The organism is Bradyrhizobium sp. SZCCHNR1002, assembly GCF_032381435.1.
In the GTDB taxonomy this organism is placed as follows: domain Bacteria; phylum Pseudomonadota; class Alphaproteobacteria; order Rhizobiales; family Xanthobacteraceae; genus Bradyrhizobium; species Bradyrhizobium aeschynomenes.
The window spans coordinates 2169630-2185899 of the sequence record NZ_JAUHIS010000001.1; the positions used below are offsets into that span (position 1 = coordinate 2169630).

The following is a 16270-nucleotide window of genomic DNA, read 5'->3' on the forward strand; positions in this document are numbered from 1 at the left end:
TCCGTCAGGGTCGCCACAGTTCGATGGCGGCGGGTTTGCTCGCGCGGTCGAGCTTCATCTTCACGTCGAGCACGAGGCCGCTCGCCTCGCGCAGCAGGCCCTGCACCAAGGACCAGCCACCCGCGAGATACGCATCGTGCGACACGGCCAGCACGATGGCGTCGGCAGGACGCAACGCCTCGATCGCGGTCAGGCCGATGCCGTATTCCTCGTGCACGGCCGCGGCATCGGCCAGCGGATCGGCGACCTGCACCTCGACGCCGAACGACTGCAATTCGCTGATGATGTCGATCACCCGCGAATTGCGGATGTCGGGAACGTTCTCCTTGAAGGTCATGCCGAGGATGGTGACGATCCCGCTGCGGCCCCTGCGCTTCAGAAGACCACGAATGCATTCCCGCGCGATGCGCCGGCCCATCTCGTCGTTGATGCGCCGCCCCGCCAGAATGACCTCGGGATGATAGCCTGCCTTCTCGGCGCGGTAGGTGAGGTAATACGGATCGACGCCGATGCAGTGCCCGCCGACGAGGCCCGGCGTGAACGGCAGGAAGTTCCACTTGGTCGCGGCCGCCGCCAGCACGTCGCCGGTGTCGATCTCCAGCGCCTGGAAGATCAGCGACAGCTCGTTCATGAAGGCGATGTTGAGATCGCGCTGGGTGTTCTCGATCACCTTGGCGGCTTCGGCCACCTTGATCGACGGCGCGCGGTGAATCCCGGCCGTGACCACCGAACCATAGACGTCGGCGACGATCCCGAGCGTTTGCTGGTTCTGCGCCGAGACCACCTTGGTGATGGTCTCGAAGCGATGCGTCTTGTCGCCGGGATTGATGCGTTCCGGCGAATAGCCGACGTTGAAATCGGCGCCGGCCTTCAGTCCCGAGCTGCTCTCCAGCAGCGGAACGCAATCCTCCTCGACAGCGCCCGGATAGACGGTGGACTCATACACGACGATGTCGCCGCGCTTCAGCACGGCGCCCACGGTGCGCGTGGCGGCCAGCATGGCGCTCAGATCGGGCCGGCGTGCGCTGTCGATCGGCGTCGGCACCGTGACGATGAAGAAATCGGCAGCCTGCATGTCGCCCGGATCGCTGGTGAAGCGCAGGCCGGGGCGCCCGAGATCGGCGGCGTCGACCTCACAGGTGCGGTCCCTGCCGTCCCTCAGCTCGGCGACCCTGACAGCATCGATGTCGAAACCGATCGCCGGGCAGCCTGCACGCGCGAACGCTGCGGCGACCGGCAGGCCGACGTAACCAAGGCCTATCACCGCGATCTTCCGGCCATGAGACATAAATTGATATTCCGGTCGTTTCGGAGGCCATTGACGCCACCCCTGCGACTGTTTAGCCACCGGGGCATCAGGACCGCAAGGGGTCGGCCGCCGTGCCGGCCTGGACCTTGTCCGAGGTCCGGTCCTGCCAGGACGGGGAGTTGCGCGTCTCGCACTCGGCTTGGGCCCTTTCAACCAAGAGCGAAGCCGACCCTCGCATGCGTGCGTTTTTGATTCTCCTCCTTCGGATCGTGGTGTCGCTCGCCCTGCTGTATCTGGCGCTGCGCGGGATCAACTTTGCGGCCATCCGCGAGCGGCTCAGCCAGATCAATATCGGCTGGATCGTGCTGGCGGTGGCAATCACACTGCTGCAGATCTTCATCGGCGCGCTGCGCTGGCGCGAGATTTCCGCGCTGTGCGGCGCGCCGCTGACCGACCTCAAGGCGTTCCGCTACAACATGATCGGCGCCTTCTTCAACCAGACCCTGCCCTCCTCGATCGGCGGCGATGCGGTCCGGCTGTGGCTGATCGGCCGCACCGGCGCCGGCTGGCGCGCCGCGAGCTACTCGATCCTGACGGACCGCGCCGTCGGCTTCATCGCGCTGGCACTGATCATCGTGGCCAGCCTGCCGTGGAGCTACGGCATGATCGCCGACGAGCACGGCCGGCTCGCCCTGGTGCTGGTCGATGCGGCCGCACTGGCCGCCGGTGTCGGCTTTCTGACCGTGGGCTATCTTCCGGCGGCCTGGATGAAGGCGTGGTGGCCGACGCGCCACGTCTATGCCTGCTCGGTCATCGCGAGCAAGGTCATCTTCGGCAGGACCACGGCGGCCAAGATCGCCGTATTGTCGCTGTCGGTCCACGTGCTCGCCGTCGTGATCGCGTGGTGCGCCGTGCGCGCGATTGCTGCTCCCGCCGCGTTCCAGCAATTGTTCCTGCTGACGCCGCCGATCATGCTGATCACGATGCTGCCGATCTCGATCGCCGGCTGGGGCGTGCGCGAAGCGACGATGATGGTGGCGTTCGGCTATGCCGGGCTCGCGCCAGCCGACGGCACGGTGGTCTCGATCCTGTTCGGCGCGGTGTACTTCATCGTCGGCGGCATGGGCGGCGTGGTGTGGATCCTCAGCGCCGAAAAGGGCAAAGGCAACATGGCCGTGCCGGCCACGGTCGAAGACTGAGCTACCTGGCCCCGGCCCATTCGTCGTGCCAAGCCTCGGCCATCAGCACGTTCCACAGCCAGTAGGAATGATTGTGGCGACGGCTTTGATGCTCGTCGAACATCCGCGTCACCCGCGCCGGGTCGAACAGACCCTGCCGCTTCAGCCGTGCCGGCGACAGCAGGTCCGCGGCCCATGATCTCAGCGGCCCGCGCAGCCAGGAATCGAGCGGAACGCTGAAGCCGGTCTTCGGACGGTCGATCATCTCGGCGGGCACATGGCGATACAGCACCTGGCGGACCAGCCATTTGCCGCGGCCATCACGCACCTTCATCGCAGCGGGAACCCTGGTCGAGAACTCCACAACGTCTTTGTCGAGGAAGGGCACGCGAGTCTCCAGCGCCACGGCCATGGCTGCGCGATCGACCTTTTGCAGGATGTCGTCGCTCAGATAGCTCAGGGAATCGGCCAACGTCATCCGGTCGAGCGGATCGATCTCCGTTGCGAGCTGTCGCATCTGCTCTCCGGCCCAGCTCGCACGCTCCTCCCCCGCCACGACCGTTCCGGCTGGATCCTGATCGATCGAGCACAGTGTCCGATACAGGCCGTCAAAGCCGTCGGCGGCAATGATGCGGCCGAGCTTGGCAACCTGGTCGCCGGCATGACGCAGCTTCAGGCGGGCCGGCAGCACGGGCTGCAGCGCCCTGAGAATGGTATCCGCCGGTTCCGGCGCGATGGCGCCGAACGCGGCGCCGATGGCACGGCGGAGCGGCATCGGCAGGCGTCCGAGACGCGCCTGCAGAGCGCCGCCCCAGACATGCCTGTTGTAGCCGCCGAACAGTTCGTCGCCGGCATCGCCCGACAGCGCGACGGTGACGTGCCGGCGTGCAAGCTGCGCCACCAGATGCGTGGGGATCTGCGAGGAGTCGGCGAACGGCTCGTCATAGATGCGCGGCAGCTTCGGCACGACGTCCATTGCCGTGCGCGCATCGACATAGAGCTCGGTATGATCGGTTCCGAGATGCTGCGCGACCCGGCGCGCATCCTCGGCCTCGTTGTAGCCATCCTCCGCGAAGCCGATGCTGAAGGTGCGCACCGGCTGCCCCGCCTGGGCCTGCATCAGCGCCACGATGGTCGAGGAGTCGACGCCGCCGGACAGGAACGCACCGAGCGGCACGTCCGACAGGCATTGCCGCTTGACCGCGATCGACAGCAGCTGTTCCAGGCGCGCGACGGCCTCCGTCTCACTGCTGATGCGATCGCTCTGCGCCGCAACGACCCGGTCGCGCAGCGACCAATAGGGCTGCGGCGCTGGCGAGTTCTCCCGTGCCGCATCGGCGGCGAAGCTCACGAACGAAGCCGGCGGCAATTTGCGGATGCCGGTCCAGATCGTGGCGGGCGCCGGCACATAGGAGTAGCGCATGAATGCGGTGAGCGCTGCGCGATCGAGCGAGGGCGCCCATTCGGGATGGGCGGCGAGCGCCTTCAGCTCGGAGCCGAACACCAGATCGCCGCCGCTCCAGCCGTAGAACAGCGGCTTCTCGCCGAAGCGATCGCGCGCCAGAATCAGGTGCCGCGTCTCCGCATCCCACAGCGCGAAGGCGAACATGCCGATCAGGCGCTGCAGCGCCGGCGCGACGCCCCATTGCCGGATCGCGGCGAGCAGCGTTTCGGTGTCGGAATGGCCGCGCCAGTTCGGCGCGCCGCCCTGCCTCTCCAGCTCGGCGCGGACCTCGAGATGATTATAGATCTCACCGTTGAACGTGATCGTGTAGCGCCCGCAGGCGCTATGCATCGGCTGCGCCCCGGCCTCGGAGAGATCCAGGACCGCCAGACGGCGCTGCCCGAGGGCAATGCCGTGCCGTCCGTCACGCCATGCTCCGGACGCATCAGGCCCCCGGTGGGCCAACGCAGCCGTCATCCGCTCGATGGTTCCGCTCAGCCGGCCCTCATCAGCTCCCCCGGGTCTCAACAGGCCCGCTATGCCGCACATGAGGCCCTCCTCGCAGCTTGGAGACGCCGTCGCATGACTCAGCTCACGTCCGTCGCATCGAGCAGAAACTCCTTCTCGTGCCTCGCCAGGAATCCGAGGCTCGGGCGGCTCGTCCCGTAATAATAGGGCAAAGCGAGCGCCTCTCTCCAGCGAGACAGCAATCGTTCGGCATCGTGATCGCCGTCGAACTCGGCCGTGCGACCATCCGCAATCGCCAAGACCTCTTCCACCGTGTCGTGAATCTCCTCCGCGGAATTGTTCTCCGGTTGCGCCCCGCTCCGGCCGAGCACGGCGGCATCGAACACGCGCCAGCGCCACGGCGTGCTCGTCAGCTGACGCTGCGTCAGCATGGTGCCGTCGGCGAGCCGGACCGGTTTGAGAGCAAAGCGGACATTCCCGTTCCACAATTGGGCGTCGGTGGTGATCGCATTGACGATTGCACAAGGGATGCCGAAGCTGACCGCCACGTTGGTCAGTCCGGACGTGGTCCCGATGAATGCCCTGGCGTGCCGGATCAGATGGATGTCCATCAGATCGGATCTGAACTCGCTGAGCGCATAGTCGATCGTACGCTGCAGCGGCGGGAGCTTCGGTGAATTCGGTCCGCCGAGCTTGATCACCCAGCCGCCACGCGCCGTGATCAGACGAATGGCATCCAAGGACGCCTCGATCGGCGCGTTGCGATGGGTCTGGCCGGTCCCCATGAACTCGAAATAATGTGCGGCATCCCGCGTATGCAGGCAGACATACCAATCATCCGGCTGCATGCCGAACCGCTCTCGCAACAGCCGAAGCGGGTCGCTTCCGTTTCCATCCCGGGTACATTGCCGGTCATAGGCATCGCGCAACGGATGCCCGCGCCCTTGCCGTTTCCAGGCATCGAGCGCAAGCGCACCAGCCTCCTGCCATGGAACGACCGGGCCTTGGGGCAGCCGGAAGGCATTGAAGTTCAAGCCGTACCATCTCTGCAGCGAAAGGAGTTCCTCCGCCAACGGCTCCGTCACCATGTCGCCGACGATGACGACCTTGCAACGGCCGTCGAACAATCGGAAGAACGAGGCGTTTGCGATCAGTCGCGGCCTGACCACCATGACAGGCTGGCCGGACCACCAGCCCAGCTCCTGCATGCGCAGGAGAATGTCGAGCATGCCGAGATGACCGATCTGCGTCGACCATTCCTCGGGGATCAGCTTCAAATCATCCAGCGAAACATCGAGTTCAGCGAGCAGTTGCCGAAGCGCTGCGGAGACGTCCGGCCTGCCCTGCTGCCGCAACCGGTCCTGCGCATCCAACGCACGCTCGAACAATCGTGGACCGACTTCGCCGCGCCCCACATGGGTCACACGCTGTCCGGCAAAGTTGCATAGGTCGAACATGCGTCCCGGCGCACCGCAGGCGACGTCCAACCGATTGGGTGAATAGAGCCAAGGCGACCGCGAGGCGATGTTCTGATGCGGCCGCAGCATCGACGGACCGAGATTGCAGGCGAGCTCCATGCTGCGCAACGCGGCCACCTCGTCGCCGGCGATGATCTCGATCATCGCAATCAGGTGAGCGAGGTGAGCCGTTGGCGCGAGGTCCGTCTGCCTGATGCCAAAAACGGCGTCATAAGCCTGCTCGAACTGGCCGAGCTCGAACAGTGACCTCAGCAACGCAAACGCGACGTCGGCAGACGCGGCTGCCAGCTTGTTATCGAGGATCCATGCGCAGGCCTCGCGGTATGCGCCGATCCCATGCAGCACGCGCGCCGTGGCCGGCTTGAAACCGGAGCTGAGCCTGCTCGAAAAGCGAAACGCCGGATCCTCTGCAAGGCGGGAGGTGACGTAAGGAAAATAGGCCTGATACAGCCGGCCACGGCCCTTCAGCTCGATGGCGTCGCAAACGACGAGCATCAGGAACACCAGGCGAGGCGGCAAGGCGTTGAGGCACATTCCTACAATGAGGAAGCCGAAATAGATGAAACGCCTGGAGCGTGGCCCCAGGAGCCTCCTCACGAAGGACATGCAGTCAAATCCTTGCTGGCACCCACCGCCGCCCCGGTCCGGGCGCGCCAGCGGTCGGCAACGAGGCCATCCTTGAGAAAGCGCGAGGAATTGGCAGCCATCGCATCGGAACGAACCTGAGCTCGGTCATTTCGCGCGCCGCCCGCGCCTGCATTGAGCACCGGACGGGCGGATCGCAAGTGAGCGCGAAAGCCCGTCGAATAACCGGGACCTATAACAGAAGGATCCGCGGCCGGAAAGCGCGAACAGGTCGGCAAACATCCCTCTCGGCTCCATTCCCTCTCGGCTCCATCGCCACCGCTCCGCTCCAGAGGATAATCCCCGAGAGATCACGGCCCGGCCGCGTTCGCCAACTTGGCAGCCCCCTCAATCATTGATAAAGCAACGCTACACGCAGCAACATCAAGAAACTTCGTTATGCTCTTCACGCAGTTTGAGTTTCTGTTCCTGTTCCTGCCGGTGACCTTCGCCGGATATTTCCTGCTGGCAAGGTTTTTCGCATCTCCAGTGGCTCGCCTCAGCTGGCTCGCGGCCGCCTCGCTGGCGTTTTACGGCTATTGGGACCTTCACTTCGTTCCGATCATCCTGATCTCGATCGTCTTCAATTACACGATGGGTCTCTTGATCGCCGGTCAGACCGGCAAGGCACGCAGCGCATTGTTCGCAGCAGCGATCACGCTCAACCTCGCGGCGCTGGCGTTCTACAAATACACGAACTTTGGCATCCAGATCCTGAACGCGCTCACCGCGTCGAGATACCCGTTTCTCGCGATCGTGCTCCCGCTGGGAATTTCGTTCTTTACTTTCACGCAGATTGCCTATCTCGCGGACGTCTATGGCGGCTATTCCAGCGAACGGAGCTTCGTCAAATACGGGCTGTTCGTCACCTATTTTCCGCATCTGATCGCAGGCCCCATCCTTCATCATCGCGAGATGATGCCGCAATTCGGCTCGGAGAATAGCAGACGGATCTCGATCGAGAACGTTGCGGTCGGCCTCACGATTCTGACGATCGGTCTGTTCAAGAAGTCGTTCATTGCCGACGGCTTCGGGATGGTTGCAAGTCCGGTGTTCCAGGCCGCCAATTCAAGCCATCTTCACCTGATGGACGCCTGGGGAGGCGCACTCGCCTACTCGCTTCAGATCTACTTCGACTTCTCCGGCTACTCCGACATGGCGATCGGCATATCGATCATGTTCGGGATCAGGCTGCCCTTCAATTTCGATTCCCCATACAAGTCGCAGAGCATCGTCGAATTCTGGCGGCGCTGGCACATTTCGCTGTCGCGCTTCCTGCGTGACTATCTCTATATCCCGCTCGGCGGCAATCGACATGGCGAGAACAGGCGCAACGCCAACCTGTTCACCACGATGCTGCTTGGCGGCCTGTGGCATGGGGCGGGGTTCACCTTCGTCATCTGGGGCGCCCTTCACGGGCTGTTCCTGATCGTCAACCACCGCTGGGGCAAGTTCGTCCAGGCGCGGCCGGCGCTTGCCCGTCATGCCGGCACGGCCTGGTACGCTGCGGCAGCGCTGCTCTTGACCCAGCTTGCCGTGGTTCTCGCCTGGGTGTTCTTTCGTGCCGACAATCCGAACGCAGCCATCCGGCTCATCAAGGGCATGATCGGCCTGTCCTCTCCGGAGAAGATCACCATGACCAATCTGGTCGATCCCCGAGTGATGATCGCGATCCTGGTTGGCTACGCCGCATGCCTAGCATTGCCGAACGTCAATGCGATGTTCGAGCGATGGAATGTCGGGCTGGAGACCTATCATAGCCCGCGCCCATGGAGCGTTCTTGCCTTGAAATGGCGCCCCTCCCTGACGTGGGCGATCGGCACGTCGGTGGCACTGGTTGCCGCCGTGCTCATGAACATCATCGCGGGCGATACCTCCCAGTTCCTGTATTTCCAGTTCTGACCGCCGACCAGCGCGGTGCTCTAGCGCTCATCTCCGACGGGCCCACGATGCGAACGGCATCCGAATGAAGGATCAGCGGCAACCGGGTCAGTCCCCCCCGCCGAATCCGGCGCGGCGCTACGTCACCACGGTTCTGGCGGCCTCCGCACTCGCCGGCTACCTGCCTCCGATCGGTCTCTTTCATGCCGCACGCCCGTTCGGCGCGTCGATGCGGCTGCAGGATCTCGCCGATTCCCAACGCGACAATCCGGAACAGATCCTGCTCCCCTTCGATCTGCGCTACAATGCGGCGTTCAAGCTGGCGCGGCTGGAGCAGGAGCGCCCGGAGGTCATCTGGATCAGCACGTCGCGCGCCGGCACCTTTCGTGCTGCCCTGTTCGCACCCTACCGCTTCTACAATCTTTCGTTCACGGCCTGGACCACCGGCCAGACGCTCGATCTGTTCGAGCGCGCCACGCAACGACAGCGCCCCAGGATCGCAATCCTCTCGCTCGATCATTTTCTGTTCGCCGACCGCTGGGAAGAGTGGTTCGCGATCACGCGCAAGATGCACTATGACCATCCTCTCACATATCTCAGGTCGAGCCTGCTGGATTTCGCACGGACGGCAACGCGCCGCCCGGCCGCCTTCAAGGACTACGTCGGCACGCAGAGCGCTTTCGTCGGAACCCAATCCATCGTTCAGCAGGAGGGCTTCCGCAACGACGGGTCATACCGCTATTCGCCCGGCCATGTCGCCGATGCCCGTTCACGCTTCATGAACGCGGCGACGCTCGCAGACACACTGCCACGTGCGGCGGGCCTATCGTCATCCCTGAAACAGCCGATCGCGCAGCTTGCCGAGATGGCAAGGTCGCGCGGCGTCAAGCTGATGGGCATCCAGCTGCCCTTCATTCGCGCCGGCATCGACCTGCTGGATCGCGAGCAGTACGGCCCTCGCGGGTTCGGCGCCTGGCGGGAGTTTGCGACCGCGCAGACCAGAGACTGGTTGCGCCAGCTCGGGATTCCGCTGTTCGATCTGGCGCGCCTGCCGATGAAGGATGAAAATTCCAGCTTCGTGGACGCCTATCACCTGGCCGACACTGGCGCTGCGGAGGTGATGTTGCATCTGCTGAGCGATCCTGACTTTCGGGACGCGTTCCCGAATATCGATCCAGCTCGGATCGCTGGCGACCTCGCGGATATCGCCCGGCGCTGAGTTCGGGAACCTCGAGACCGGACTTCGCACCGCGGCGTGGCCATACTTGCCGCCCGTGATAACACGGATTGCGGGGCATATTCGCCCCATCTAGAAGCATGAGAATACCATTGAGCGGGTACGAAGCCGTGGCGCGTTACGTTGCGATCATTGTAGCGCTGTTTGCCGCGCTCTTCTTGCCAGTGCTCGCCATTCTCGAATGGGTCGGGTGGCGCCTGGGCGCCACCGTTCCGCTCTCCGCCATCGCCACAGAGCAATCGCAAGACGACAAGCTCGTCTGGCTGGGCGCCTTCAAGGACTACGCGCCGTACAAGCTTGAAAGAATCAAGCAGGTGCAGCCCGAGGTGCTGCTGGTCGGCAGTTCGCGCTGCGGCCAGGCGCGTGCGCAGATCTTCCGTCCGTACGTTGCTTACAATGCCTGCCTGACCGCCTGGCCGCTCATCCATGTCGTCGATTTCGTCGATCGCGCGACGACGGCAGCAAAGCCGCGCGTCGTGATCGTGGCGCTGGACTACTTCCTGTTCGGCGATTTCCTCGCCGAGGCCTGGCGGAAGGAGCGCACGATGGACTTTGTCCAGGGCCTCGATTCGCATCGGCGAAAGCTGCACGACGTTGCCGACTTCGCCATTCGGACGGGCGTAGATGCTGCTGCGATCATGTCGGCCGCGATGACTCCGCAGGTGGAGTCGGTCGACCAGAACCGGCTGATCGGGACGGAAGCAATCCGCGGCAGGTTCGGCTTTCGCAGCGACGGCTCCGTGATGGTGGCGCCGCCCTATCGCGCAAGCGCCGCTGAGACGTTGTCCCGCGGCGCTCAATATGTGACGTCCTCGTTCCCCGGCGCCCCGCATTTGAGCGAACGCCAACTGGGCGAGATCGAGCGCTTGTCCCGGCTATCGCGTGAACGCGGTTTCTCCGTGATTGCCGTTCAATATCCGTTGCTGGAAAGTGCCGCGGCCTTCCTCGACACGGACGAAGCATATTGGCCCTATTCGGGACTTTGGCGCGAGCTCCGCAGCAAGCCGACGGCCGAGCGATTCTCGAAGCTCGGAATCCAGTTCTACGACATGAGCCGCACGCCGATCTCCCAGGACAAGCACAACTTCTTCGATCCCGCACACCCCTCGGAACGCGGCATGCTGAAGACCTTTCTAGCCCTGCTCGCCCGGCCAGAGTTCGGCACGCAATTTCCCAAGATCGACCGTGATGCCTTGGCGAGCGACCTGGACCGGGCCAAGGGAGAGCAGTTCGATTTGTATCACTGACAGCGCCGACGGCGGGATCTATTTTCCAGCTGAACTCGACAAGAATACGTCCTTGAAGGCGCTCGTTTTGACGATCTCGGCGGCAAGATAGCCGGTAAACTTCTCCGCCCCCTTCTTGTCGAGGTGGCCTCCGCCATCGAGCGTCGTCAGGCCGTCGAACGGCGGGGCAATCAGCTCGACGCCGAGCGCTCTCGCCAGTTGCTCGGCCTGGCGCGCGCAGGACTGGCTATGCGGGACCAGCATGAAGACGACCCGGCCGCCTATCTCCTTCAAGAAGGCCTTGGCATAGCCGACGATCTCGGCGCTGGTGTCACAGGCCTGATCGCGTGCGGATCGCATCGGCATGTTGTTTGGCGCCACATAGCTCGGGTTGACGTCGAGAGCCATGTCGCCATTCGTAACGTTGCGATAGAGTCCGCTGTCGGAGAAATGCCCCGTGCGAGCCGCCGCGACGACGTCCTCGAGGCGCCACCGCAGATTGCGTCCGATGACGGTGAGATAGCCGCGCAACCGGTCGCGCGAAACCGCTGCCACCGGGACCTTCTGGGGCCCTAGAGTGACGTTCAAGTCGCTGCTGAAGAAATGGGCGAACTGATCGTCGACGTTGATGACCCAGAGCCGAGGCCGTACGTTCCAGCGCGCGATCACCCGGCGGGAGAACTCGCCACCGCGGATTCCGACGAAAGCCATGTTGTACAGCTTCAATCGGTCGAGCTGGTCCGACGCTTGCAAGGTCTGCCGGTCGATGGCGTAGCTGACGAAGGAGGGCCCGAGAAAAACGACGTCGGCAGCCCGGGCGGCGGCAATCGACGAGCCGATGTTGCTGTAGAAGATGTCCTGATCCTGGATTTGCGGAATGTGCTGCCCCCCGAAATCACGATACCAGTTTCGATCCCCTGCCCGCTCGATCTGGGAGAAGTGGTCAGGCAATGTCTGAGCATCGAAAAGAAGCATGAAGGCGGCTGCGAGCGTCAGAGCGCCGAGGACCAAGCTTCCGACGACCACGACGTATTTGCGCAGGGCACCTTTCGAGGCCGCACTTTCGGGCATCCACTCGGCCCGTCTCAACATGATTCGTCTCTCAACTGTCGACTCGGACCGGCTGCGCACCTTACTCGCCACACACGAGCGATACAGACTGGCAGCCATGAACTCAAGCGCCCGGTCCGGCCCAAAGATTTACCCGCACGAGGCGCGGGCAAGCTCGCCACAACTACATTGGCGGACCTGCACCGCATGCGTACACCGTGAGCATGTCCCAAACAGCAGCCTTTGCACCATTCAAGTTCCGCAACCCTTGTTCAGCTCAGAGGGGTTTGTGCTGCTGCGCACAGCTGATAAAGAGGTGAGCTGAGAGGCAGGCTCGCACGGTGTTCATCTGAGCCGACCATGAGAATGCATTGACTTTTCGCAATGAAATCAACGCCGACGATTGAAGCGAACCATGCCGCAACCGGTTCTCCAAAGCCGAAGCCCCCAATCGTCGAAGCGCTTATGGGTCTGCGATTCGGCCGAGCTGCCGGCGCGGTGACCGACCATACCACCTCAGCACGATCGAGCCGGAGGCGTATTTCTTGGATCAGGTGATCGATATGAGTCAGATGGATCTGGCCTGTCAGAATATTCGCGCCTCCTGTGAGGCCGGGCAGACCGTCGCGTTCGTGTCAGGCAACTTCAACGTCGTACACCCCGGACATTTACGGCTTTTGAAGTTCGCCGCCGAGCAGGCCGACGTCCTCGTCGTCGGCGTAAACCCGGATTCCACGCCCGGCGTGACGCTGGCGCAGGACATGCGGCTGGAAAACGTGCGTTCGATCGCGTTTGTGCACCATGCCGTGCGCTTGGAGACGAACGCATCGGACTTCATTTCGCACCTGAAGCCGACGGTCGTCGTCAAGGGCAAGGAGTTCGAGGACCGCGCCAATCCCGAGCAGGAGGCCGTCGACGCCTATGGCGGACGCCTGATCTTCTCGTCCGGTGAGTTGCGCTTTGCGTCCCTCTCGCTGCTGGAACGCGACGCCAACATCGACATCTCGACCGTCCGCAAGCCGCAGGAATTCCCCAAGCGGCACGGCTTCGAGATCTCGAATCTGAAGGACCTGCTCCGCAAGCTCGCCGGCATGCGGGTGGCCGTGATCGGCGATCTCATCATCGACGAATATGTCACCTGCGACGCCGTCGGTATGTCCCAGGAGGACCCGACCATCGTCGTGACGCCGCTGATGACCCGCACCTTCGTCGGCGGCGCCGGCGCGGTGGCCGCCCATGCGCACGGCCTCGGCGCAGACGTGAAGTTCTTCACGCTGGTCGGCGACGATGAAGCCGCGCGGTTCGCCCGCAACACGCTGGAGCAGCACGGCGTCAACTTCAACGCCTTCACCGACCAGAGCCGGCCGACCACGCGCAAGCAGCGGTTTCGCGCGCTCAACAAGACGCTGCTGCGCGTCAACCATCTGCGTCAGCACGCCTCTGACGCCGACCTGCAGCGGCAGATGCTGACCTCGGTCGAGCGCGCCCTGAAGAGCTGCGATCTGCTGCTGTTCTCCTGTTTCAACTACGGCTGCCTGCCGCAGGATCTTGTGGACGCAATTGCCGATCGCGCCCGCGCCCAAGGCGTGATGATGGCGGCCGACAGCCAGGTGTCCTCGCAGACCGGCGACGTCTCCCGCTTCAAGGGCATGACCCTGCTGACGCCGACCGAGCGCGAGGCCCGCGTCGCGCTGAACGACTTCATCTCGGGCCTCGCCGTGATCAGCGAGCGGCTGGTCGAACGCGCCCGCACCAAGAACCTGGTGATCACGCTCGGCGCCGAAGGCGCGCTGATCAACACCATGGCCGAAGGCGTCTTCACCTCGGACCGCCTGCCCGCATTCAACCCGTCGCCGAAGGATGTCTCCGGTGCCGGCGACAGCTTTTTCATGGCCTGCTCGATGGGCCTGCGCGCGGGCGCCGACATCTGGCAGGCCTCCTATCTCGGCTCGCTGGCGGCCGCGCTCCAGGTCTCGCGCGTCGGCAATCTGCCGCTGACCACGGCCGAACTGGTGCGGGAGATCGACGAAACCGGCTTCAGCCAGGAGTAGGATGCCGTCATGCGTGCCCTTCTGCTCGCGGCTGGGATCGGAAGCCGGCTGCGTCCGCTGACCAATACGACGCCGAAATGCCTGGTGCGTGTGCACGACCGGCCCCTGCTGGACTACTGGCTCGATCTCGTCTTCGAAGGTGGCATCGAGCGGGCGCTGCTGAACACGCACTGGCTTGCCGAGCAGGTGCAGGCGCACGTCGCGCAATCGCGCTGGCGCGACCGCATCGATCTCGTTCACGAAGATGAACTGCTCGGCACCGGCGGCACCGTGCTGGCCAACCGCGCCTGGTTTGGCGACCAGCCCTTCATGGTCGCCCATGCCGACAACCTGACCGATTTCGACGTCGCAGGGCTGCTTTCCGCCCATCGCAACCGGCCCAACGGCTGCATCATGACGATGCTTGCCTTCCGGACCGACGATCCGAGCTCGTGCGGGATTCTCGAACTGGATGATCAGCACAGGGTGACCGCCTTCCACGAGAAGGTCAAAAATCCGCCTGGGAACCTCGCCAATGGCGCGGTCTACGTATTCGATCCCGCCGTCATTGCCGACATCGCGGCGCTCGGAAAGCCGGTCGTCGATCTCTCCACCGAAATCATCCCCAACTATTTGGGACGGATTTTGTGCGTGGAAACCAGCGGTTATCATCGGGATATCGGCAACCCGGAAAGCTTGCGCCGGGCGCATTTGGAGTTTAAGCACGAACCGCGCCGTGGCGGGGACGCTTGACGGGCGATTTTCGCCGCTGGGCTGGTCGCCTTGCCCCGCCAATTTGTATAAATGTGCGCGCGACACGCCAGCTGGCGAGACGACAGGCGAGCCACGGGGATTGCTCAGATGAAAGTATTCGTGACCGGAGCGTGCGGCTACAAGGGCAGCGTGCTCGTGCCGAAGCTCCTGAAGGCCGGCCACAAGGTCGTCGCGTTCGACATCATGTGGTTCGGCAACTTCCTCGAGCCGCATCCTGATCTCACCGTGGTCCAGGGCGACGTACGCAATCCCGACGCGATCGACCTGACCGGCGTCGACGCCATCATCCATCTCTCCAGCGTCGCCAATGATCCCTGCGGCGACCTCGATCCGAAGCTGACCTGGGAGATCTCCTGTCTCGCCACGATGCAGCTCGCCGACCGCGCCTATCGCCACGGCATCAAGCGCTTCATCTACGCCTCCTCCGGCAGCGTCTACGGTGTGAAGGAAGAGGAGCAGGTCACCGAGGATCTCGAGCTGCTGCCGATCTCGGAATACAACAAGACCAAGATGTGCGGCGAGCGCATCGTGCTGTCCTACAAGGATGACATGGTGGTGCAGATCGTGCGCCCCGCCACTGTCTGCGGCTACTCCCCGCGCCAGCGGCTAGACGTCTCCGTCAACATGCTGACGATGCAGGCGCTGATGAACGGCCGCATCACGGTGTTCGGCGGCGACCAGACCCGGCCGAACATTCATATCGACGACATCACCGATCTCTATCTCTTCCTGCTCGATCATCCCGAACACACCGGTGTCTATAATGCGGGTTTCGAGAACATCTCGATCCTCGACATCGCCAATATGGTCACCAAGCACGTGCCGGCAGAGGTCATCGTGACGCCCTCGAACGATCCGCGCAGCTATCGCGTCAACTCCGATCGCCTGCTCGCGACCGGCTTCCGTCCGAAGAAGACGGTAGAGGACGCGATCAAGGAAATCATCGGCATGTACTCGCAAGGCCAGCTGAAGAATGACGACCGCTGGTACAATCTGAAATGGATGGAGAAGGAGGTCGTGAAATGAACGTCCTGGCCTTCAAGACCCCCGGCAGCCTCTTTGCCGACTACACCAGCCGCTTCAGCACCGTGCTGAAGGATTTCGACTGGGCTCCGGTCGAGAAGCTCGCCTACGATTTGCGCGACTGCTGGCAGACGGGACGTCAGGTGTTCTTCTGCGGCAATGGCGGCAGCGGCGGCAACGCCAACCACCTCGCCAACGATTTCCTGTACGCGCTGTCGAAGACGCCCGGCTCCGGCCTGCGCGTGCATTCGCTGTCGTCCAACCCGTCGGTGATCACCTGCCTTGCCAATGACGAAGGCTACGACCAGGTGTTCTCGCTGCAGCTCGCGGTGCTCGCGCGCAAGGGCGACGTGCTGATCACCTTCTCGGGCTCGGGCAACTCGCCGAACATTCTGAAGGCGCTCGAAGAGGGCAAGAAGATCGGCATGACCAGCTATGCCGTGCTCGGCTTTTCCGGCGGCAAGGCCAAGGCGCTCGCCGACGTGCCGATCCATTTCGCGGTCGACGACATGCAGATCGCCGAGGACGCGCAGATGGTGATCGGCCACATGATCATGCAGTGGCTGTACGCCCAGCGCGGCGACATCATCACGACGCGCGAGGTCTGA

The 16270-nt window shown here is 63.6% G+C and carries 12 protein-coding genes; 8 read left to right on the forward strand and 4 right to left on the reverse strand.

Annotation, left to right across the window (positions count from 1 at the left end; translation table 11 throughout):
* Window positions 1-4: 4 nt before the first annotated feature.
* A complete protein-coding gene (locus QX108_RS09655; RefSeq protein ID WP_315721126.1) occupies window positions 5-1288 on the reverse strand; it encodes a nucleotide sugar dehydrogenase in 1284 nt (427 codons plus the stop codon).
* A gap of 197 nt (window positions 1289-1485) precedes the next feature.
* Here QX108_RS09655 and QX108_RS09660 point away from each other — a divergent pair, with 197 nt between their 5' ends.
* The gene (locus tag QX108_RS09660; protein ID WP_315721127.1) at window positions 1486-2448 is read left to right on the forward strand and encodes a lysylphosphatidylglycerol synthase transmembrane domain-containing protein; all 963 of its coding nucleotides are present in this window, start codon (window positions 1486-1488) and stop codon (window positions 2446-2448) included.
* 1 nt (window position 2449) lies between these two features.
* Here QX108_RS09660 and asnB read toward each other — a convergent pair whose 3' ends face one another.
* On the reverse strand, window positions 2450-4420 hold the full coding sequence (gene asnB / locus QX108_RS09665; RefSeq protein ID WP_315781410.1) for an asparagine synthase (glutamine-hydrolyzing): 1971 nt from the start codon (window positions 4418-4420) through the stop codon (window positions 2450-2452).
* Between the two features lie 38 nt (window positions 4421-4458).
* On the reverse strand, window positions 4459-6423 hold the full coding sequence (locus QX108_RS09670) for a TIGR04372 family glycosyltransferase (protein WP_315721129.1): 1965 nt from the start codon (window positions 6421-6423) through the stop codon (window positions 4459-4461).
* A gap of 417 nt (window positions 6424-6840) precedes the next feature.
* Between QX108_RS09670 and QX108_RS09675 the strand changes: the two genes are divergently transcribed.
* From QX108_RS09675 to QX108_RS09685, 3 genes are all read left to right on the forward strand, one after another.
* Window positions 6841-8343, forward strand: a complete 1503-nt coding sequence (locus tag QX108_RS09675; RefSeq protein WP_315781413.1) for an MBOAT family protein — start codon at window positions 6841-6843, stop codon at window positions 8341-8343.
* Window positions 8344-8407: 64 nt separating this feature from the next.
* On the forward strand, window positions 8408-9541 hold the full coding sequence (locus tag QX108_RS09680; RefSeq protein ID WP_315721131.1) for a hydrolase: 1134 nt from the start codon (window positions 8408-8410) through the stop codon (window positions 9539-9541).
* A gap of 110 nt (window positions 9542-9651) precedes the next feature.
* Window positions 9652-10806, forward strand: coding sequence for a hypothetical protein (locus QX108_RS09685; RefSeq protein ID WP_315781416.1), 1155 nt, complete (start codon window positions 9652-9654; stop codon window positions 10804-10806).
* Window positions 10807-10824: 18 nt separating this feature from the next.
* Here QX108_RS09685 and QX108_RS09690 read toward each other — a convergent pair whose 3' ends face one another.
* Window positions 10825-11955, reverse strand: coding sequence for a hypothetical protein (locus tag QX108_RS09690; RefSeq protein WP_315781419.1), 1131 nt, complete (start codon window positions 11953-11955; stop codon window positions 10825-10827).
* 443 nt (window positions 11956-12398) lie between these two features.
* On the opposite strand from QX108_RS09690, the gene QX108_RS09695 reads away from it, so the two are divergent.
* The 4 genes from QX108_RS09695 to QX108_RS09710 all read left to right on the forward strand — a co-directional run bounded on the left by QX108_RS09695 (window position 12399) and on the right by QX108_RS09710 (window position 16270).
* On the forward strand, window positions 12399-13886 hold the full coding sequence (locus QX108_RS09695) for a PfkB family carbohydrate kinase (protein ID WP_409998490.1): 1488 nt from the start codon (window positions 12399-12401) through the stop codon (window positions 13884-13886).
* A 9-nt stretch (window positions 13887-13895) separates the two neighbouring features.
* Window positions 13896-14618, forward strand: coding sequence for a nucleotidyltransferase family protein (locus QX108_RS09700; RefSeq protein WP_315781422.1), 723 nt, complete (start codon window positions 13896-13898; stop codon window positions 14616-14618).
* 108 nt (window positions 14619-14726) lie between these two features.
* Window positions 14727-15665 (forward strand): NAD-dependent epimerase/dehydratase family protein, encoded by a 939-nt coding sequence (locus QX108_RS09705; RefSeq protein WP_172112740.1) that lies wholly within the window; start codon window positions 14727-14729, stop codon window positions 15663-15665.
* The gene (locus QX108_RS09710; RefSeq protein ID WP_246739260.1) at window positions 15662-16270 is read left to right on the forward strand and encodes an SIS domain-containing protein; all 609 of its coding nucleotides are present in this window, start codon (window positions 15662-15664) and stop codon (window positions 16268-16270) included. Before QX108_RS09705 ends, QX108_RS09710 begins: the two co-directional genes overlap by 4 nt.

Excerpts from the sequence above, each read along its gene's own strand:
- QX108_RS09655 (WP_315721126.1), bottom strand. The coding sequence starts at position 1,288 with ATGTCTCATGGCCGGAAGATCGCGGTGATAGGCCTTGGTTACGTCGGC.
- QX108_RS09660 (WP_315721127.1), top strand. The coding sequence starts at position 1,486 with ATGCGTGCGTTTTTGATTCTCCTCCTTCGGATCGTGGTGTCGCTCGCC.
- asnB (WP_315781410.1), bottom strand. The coding sequence starts at position 4,420 with ATGTGCGGCATAGCGGGCCTGTTGAGACCCGGGGGAGCTGATGAGGGC.
- QX108_RS09670 (WP_315721129.1), bottom strand. The coding sequence starts at position 6,423 with ATGTCCTTCGTGAGGAGGCTCCTGGGGCCACGCTCCAGGCGTTTCATC.
- QX108_RS09675 (WP_315781413.1), top strand. The coding sequence starts at position 6,841 with ATGCTCTTCACGCAGTTTGAGTTTCTGTTCCTGTTCCTGCCGGTGACC.
- QX108_RS09680 (WP_315721131.1), top strand. The coding sequence starts at position 8,408 with ATGAAGGATCAGCGGCAACCGGGTCAGTCCCCCCCGCCGAATCCGGCG.
- QX108_RS09690 (WP_315781419.1), bottom strand. The coding sequence starts at position 11,955 with ATGGCTGCCAGTCTGTATCGCTCGTGTGTGGCGAGTAAGGTGCGCAGC.
- QX108_RS09695 (WP_409998490.1), top strand. The coding sequence starts at position 12,399 with ATGAGTCAGATGGATCTGGCCTGTCAGAATATTCGCGCCTCCTGTGAG.
- QX108_RS09700 (WP_315781422.1), top strand. The coding sequence starts at position 13,896 with ATGCGTGCCCTTCTGCTCGCGGCTGGGATCGGAAGCCGGCTGCGTCCG.
- QX108_RS09705 (WP_172112740.1), top strand. The coding sequence starts at position 14,727 with ATGAAAGTATTCGTGACCGGAGCGTGCGGCTACAAGGGCAGCGTGCTC.
- QX108_RS09710 (WP_246739260.1), top strand. The coding sequence starts at position 15,662 with ATGAACGTCCTGGCCTTCAAGACCCCCGGCAGCCTCTTTGCCGACTAC.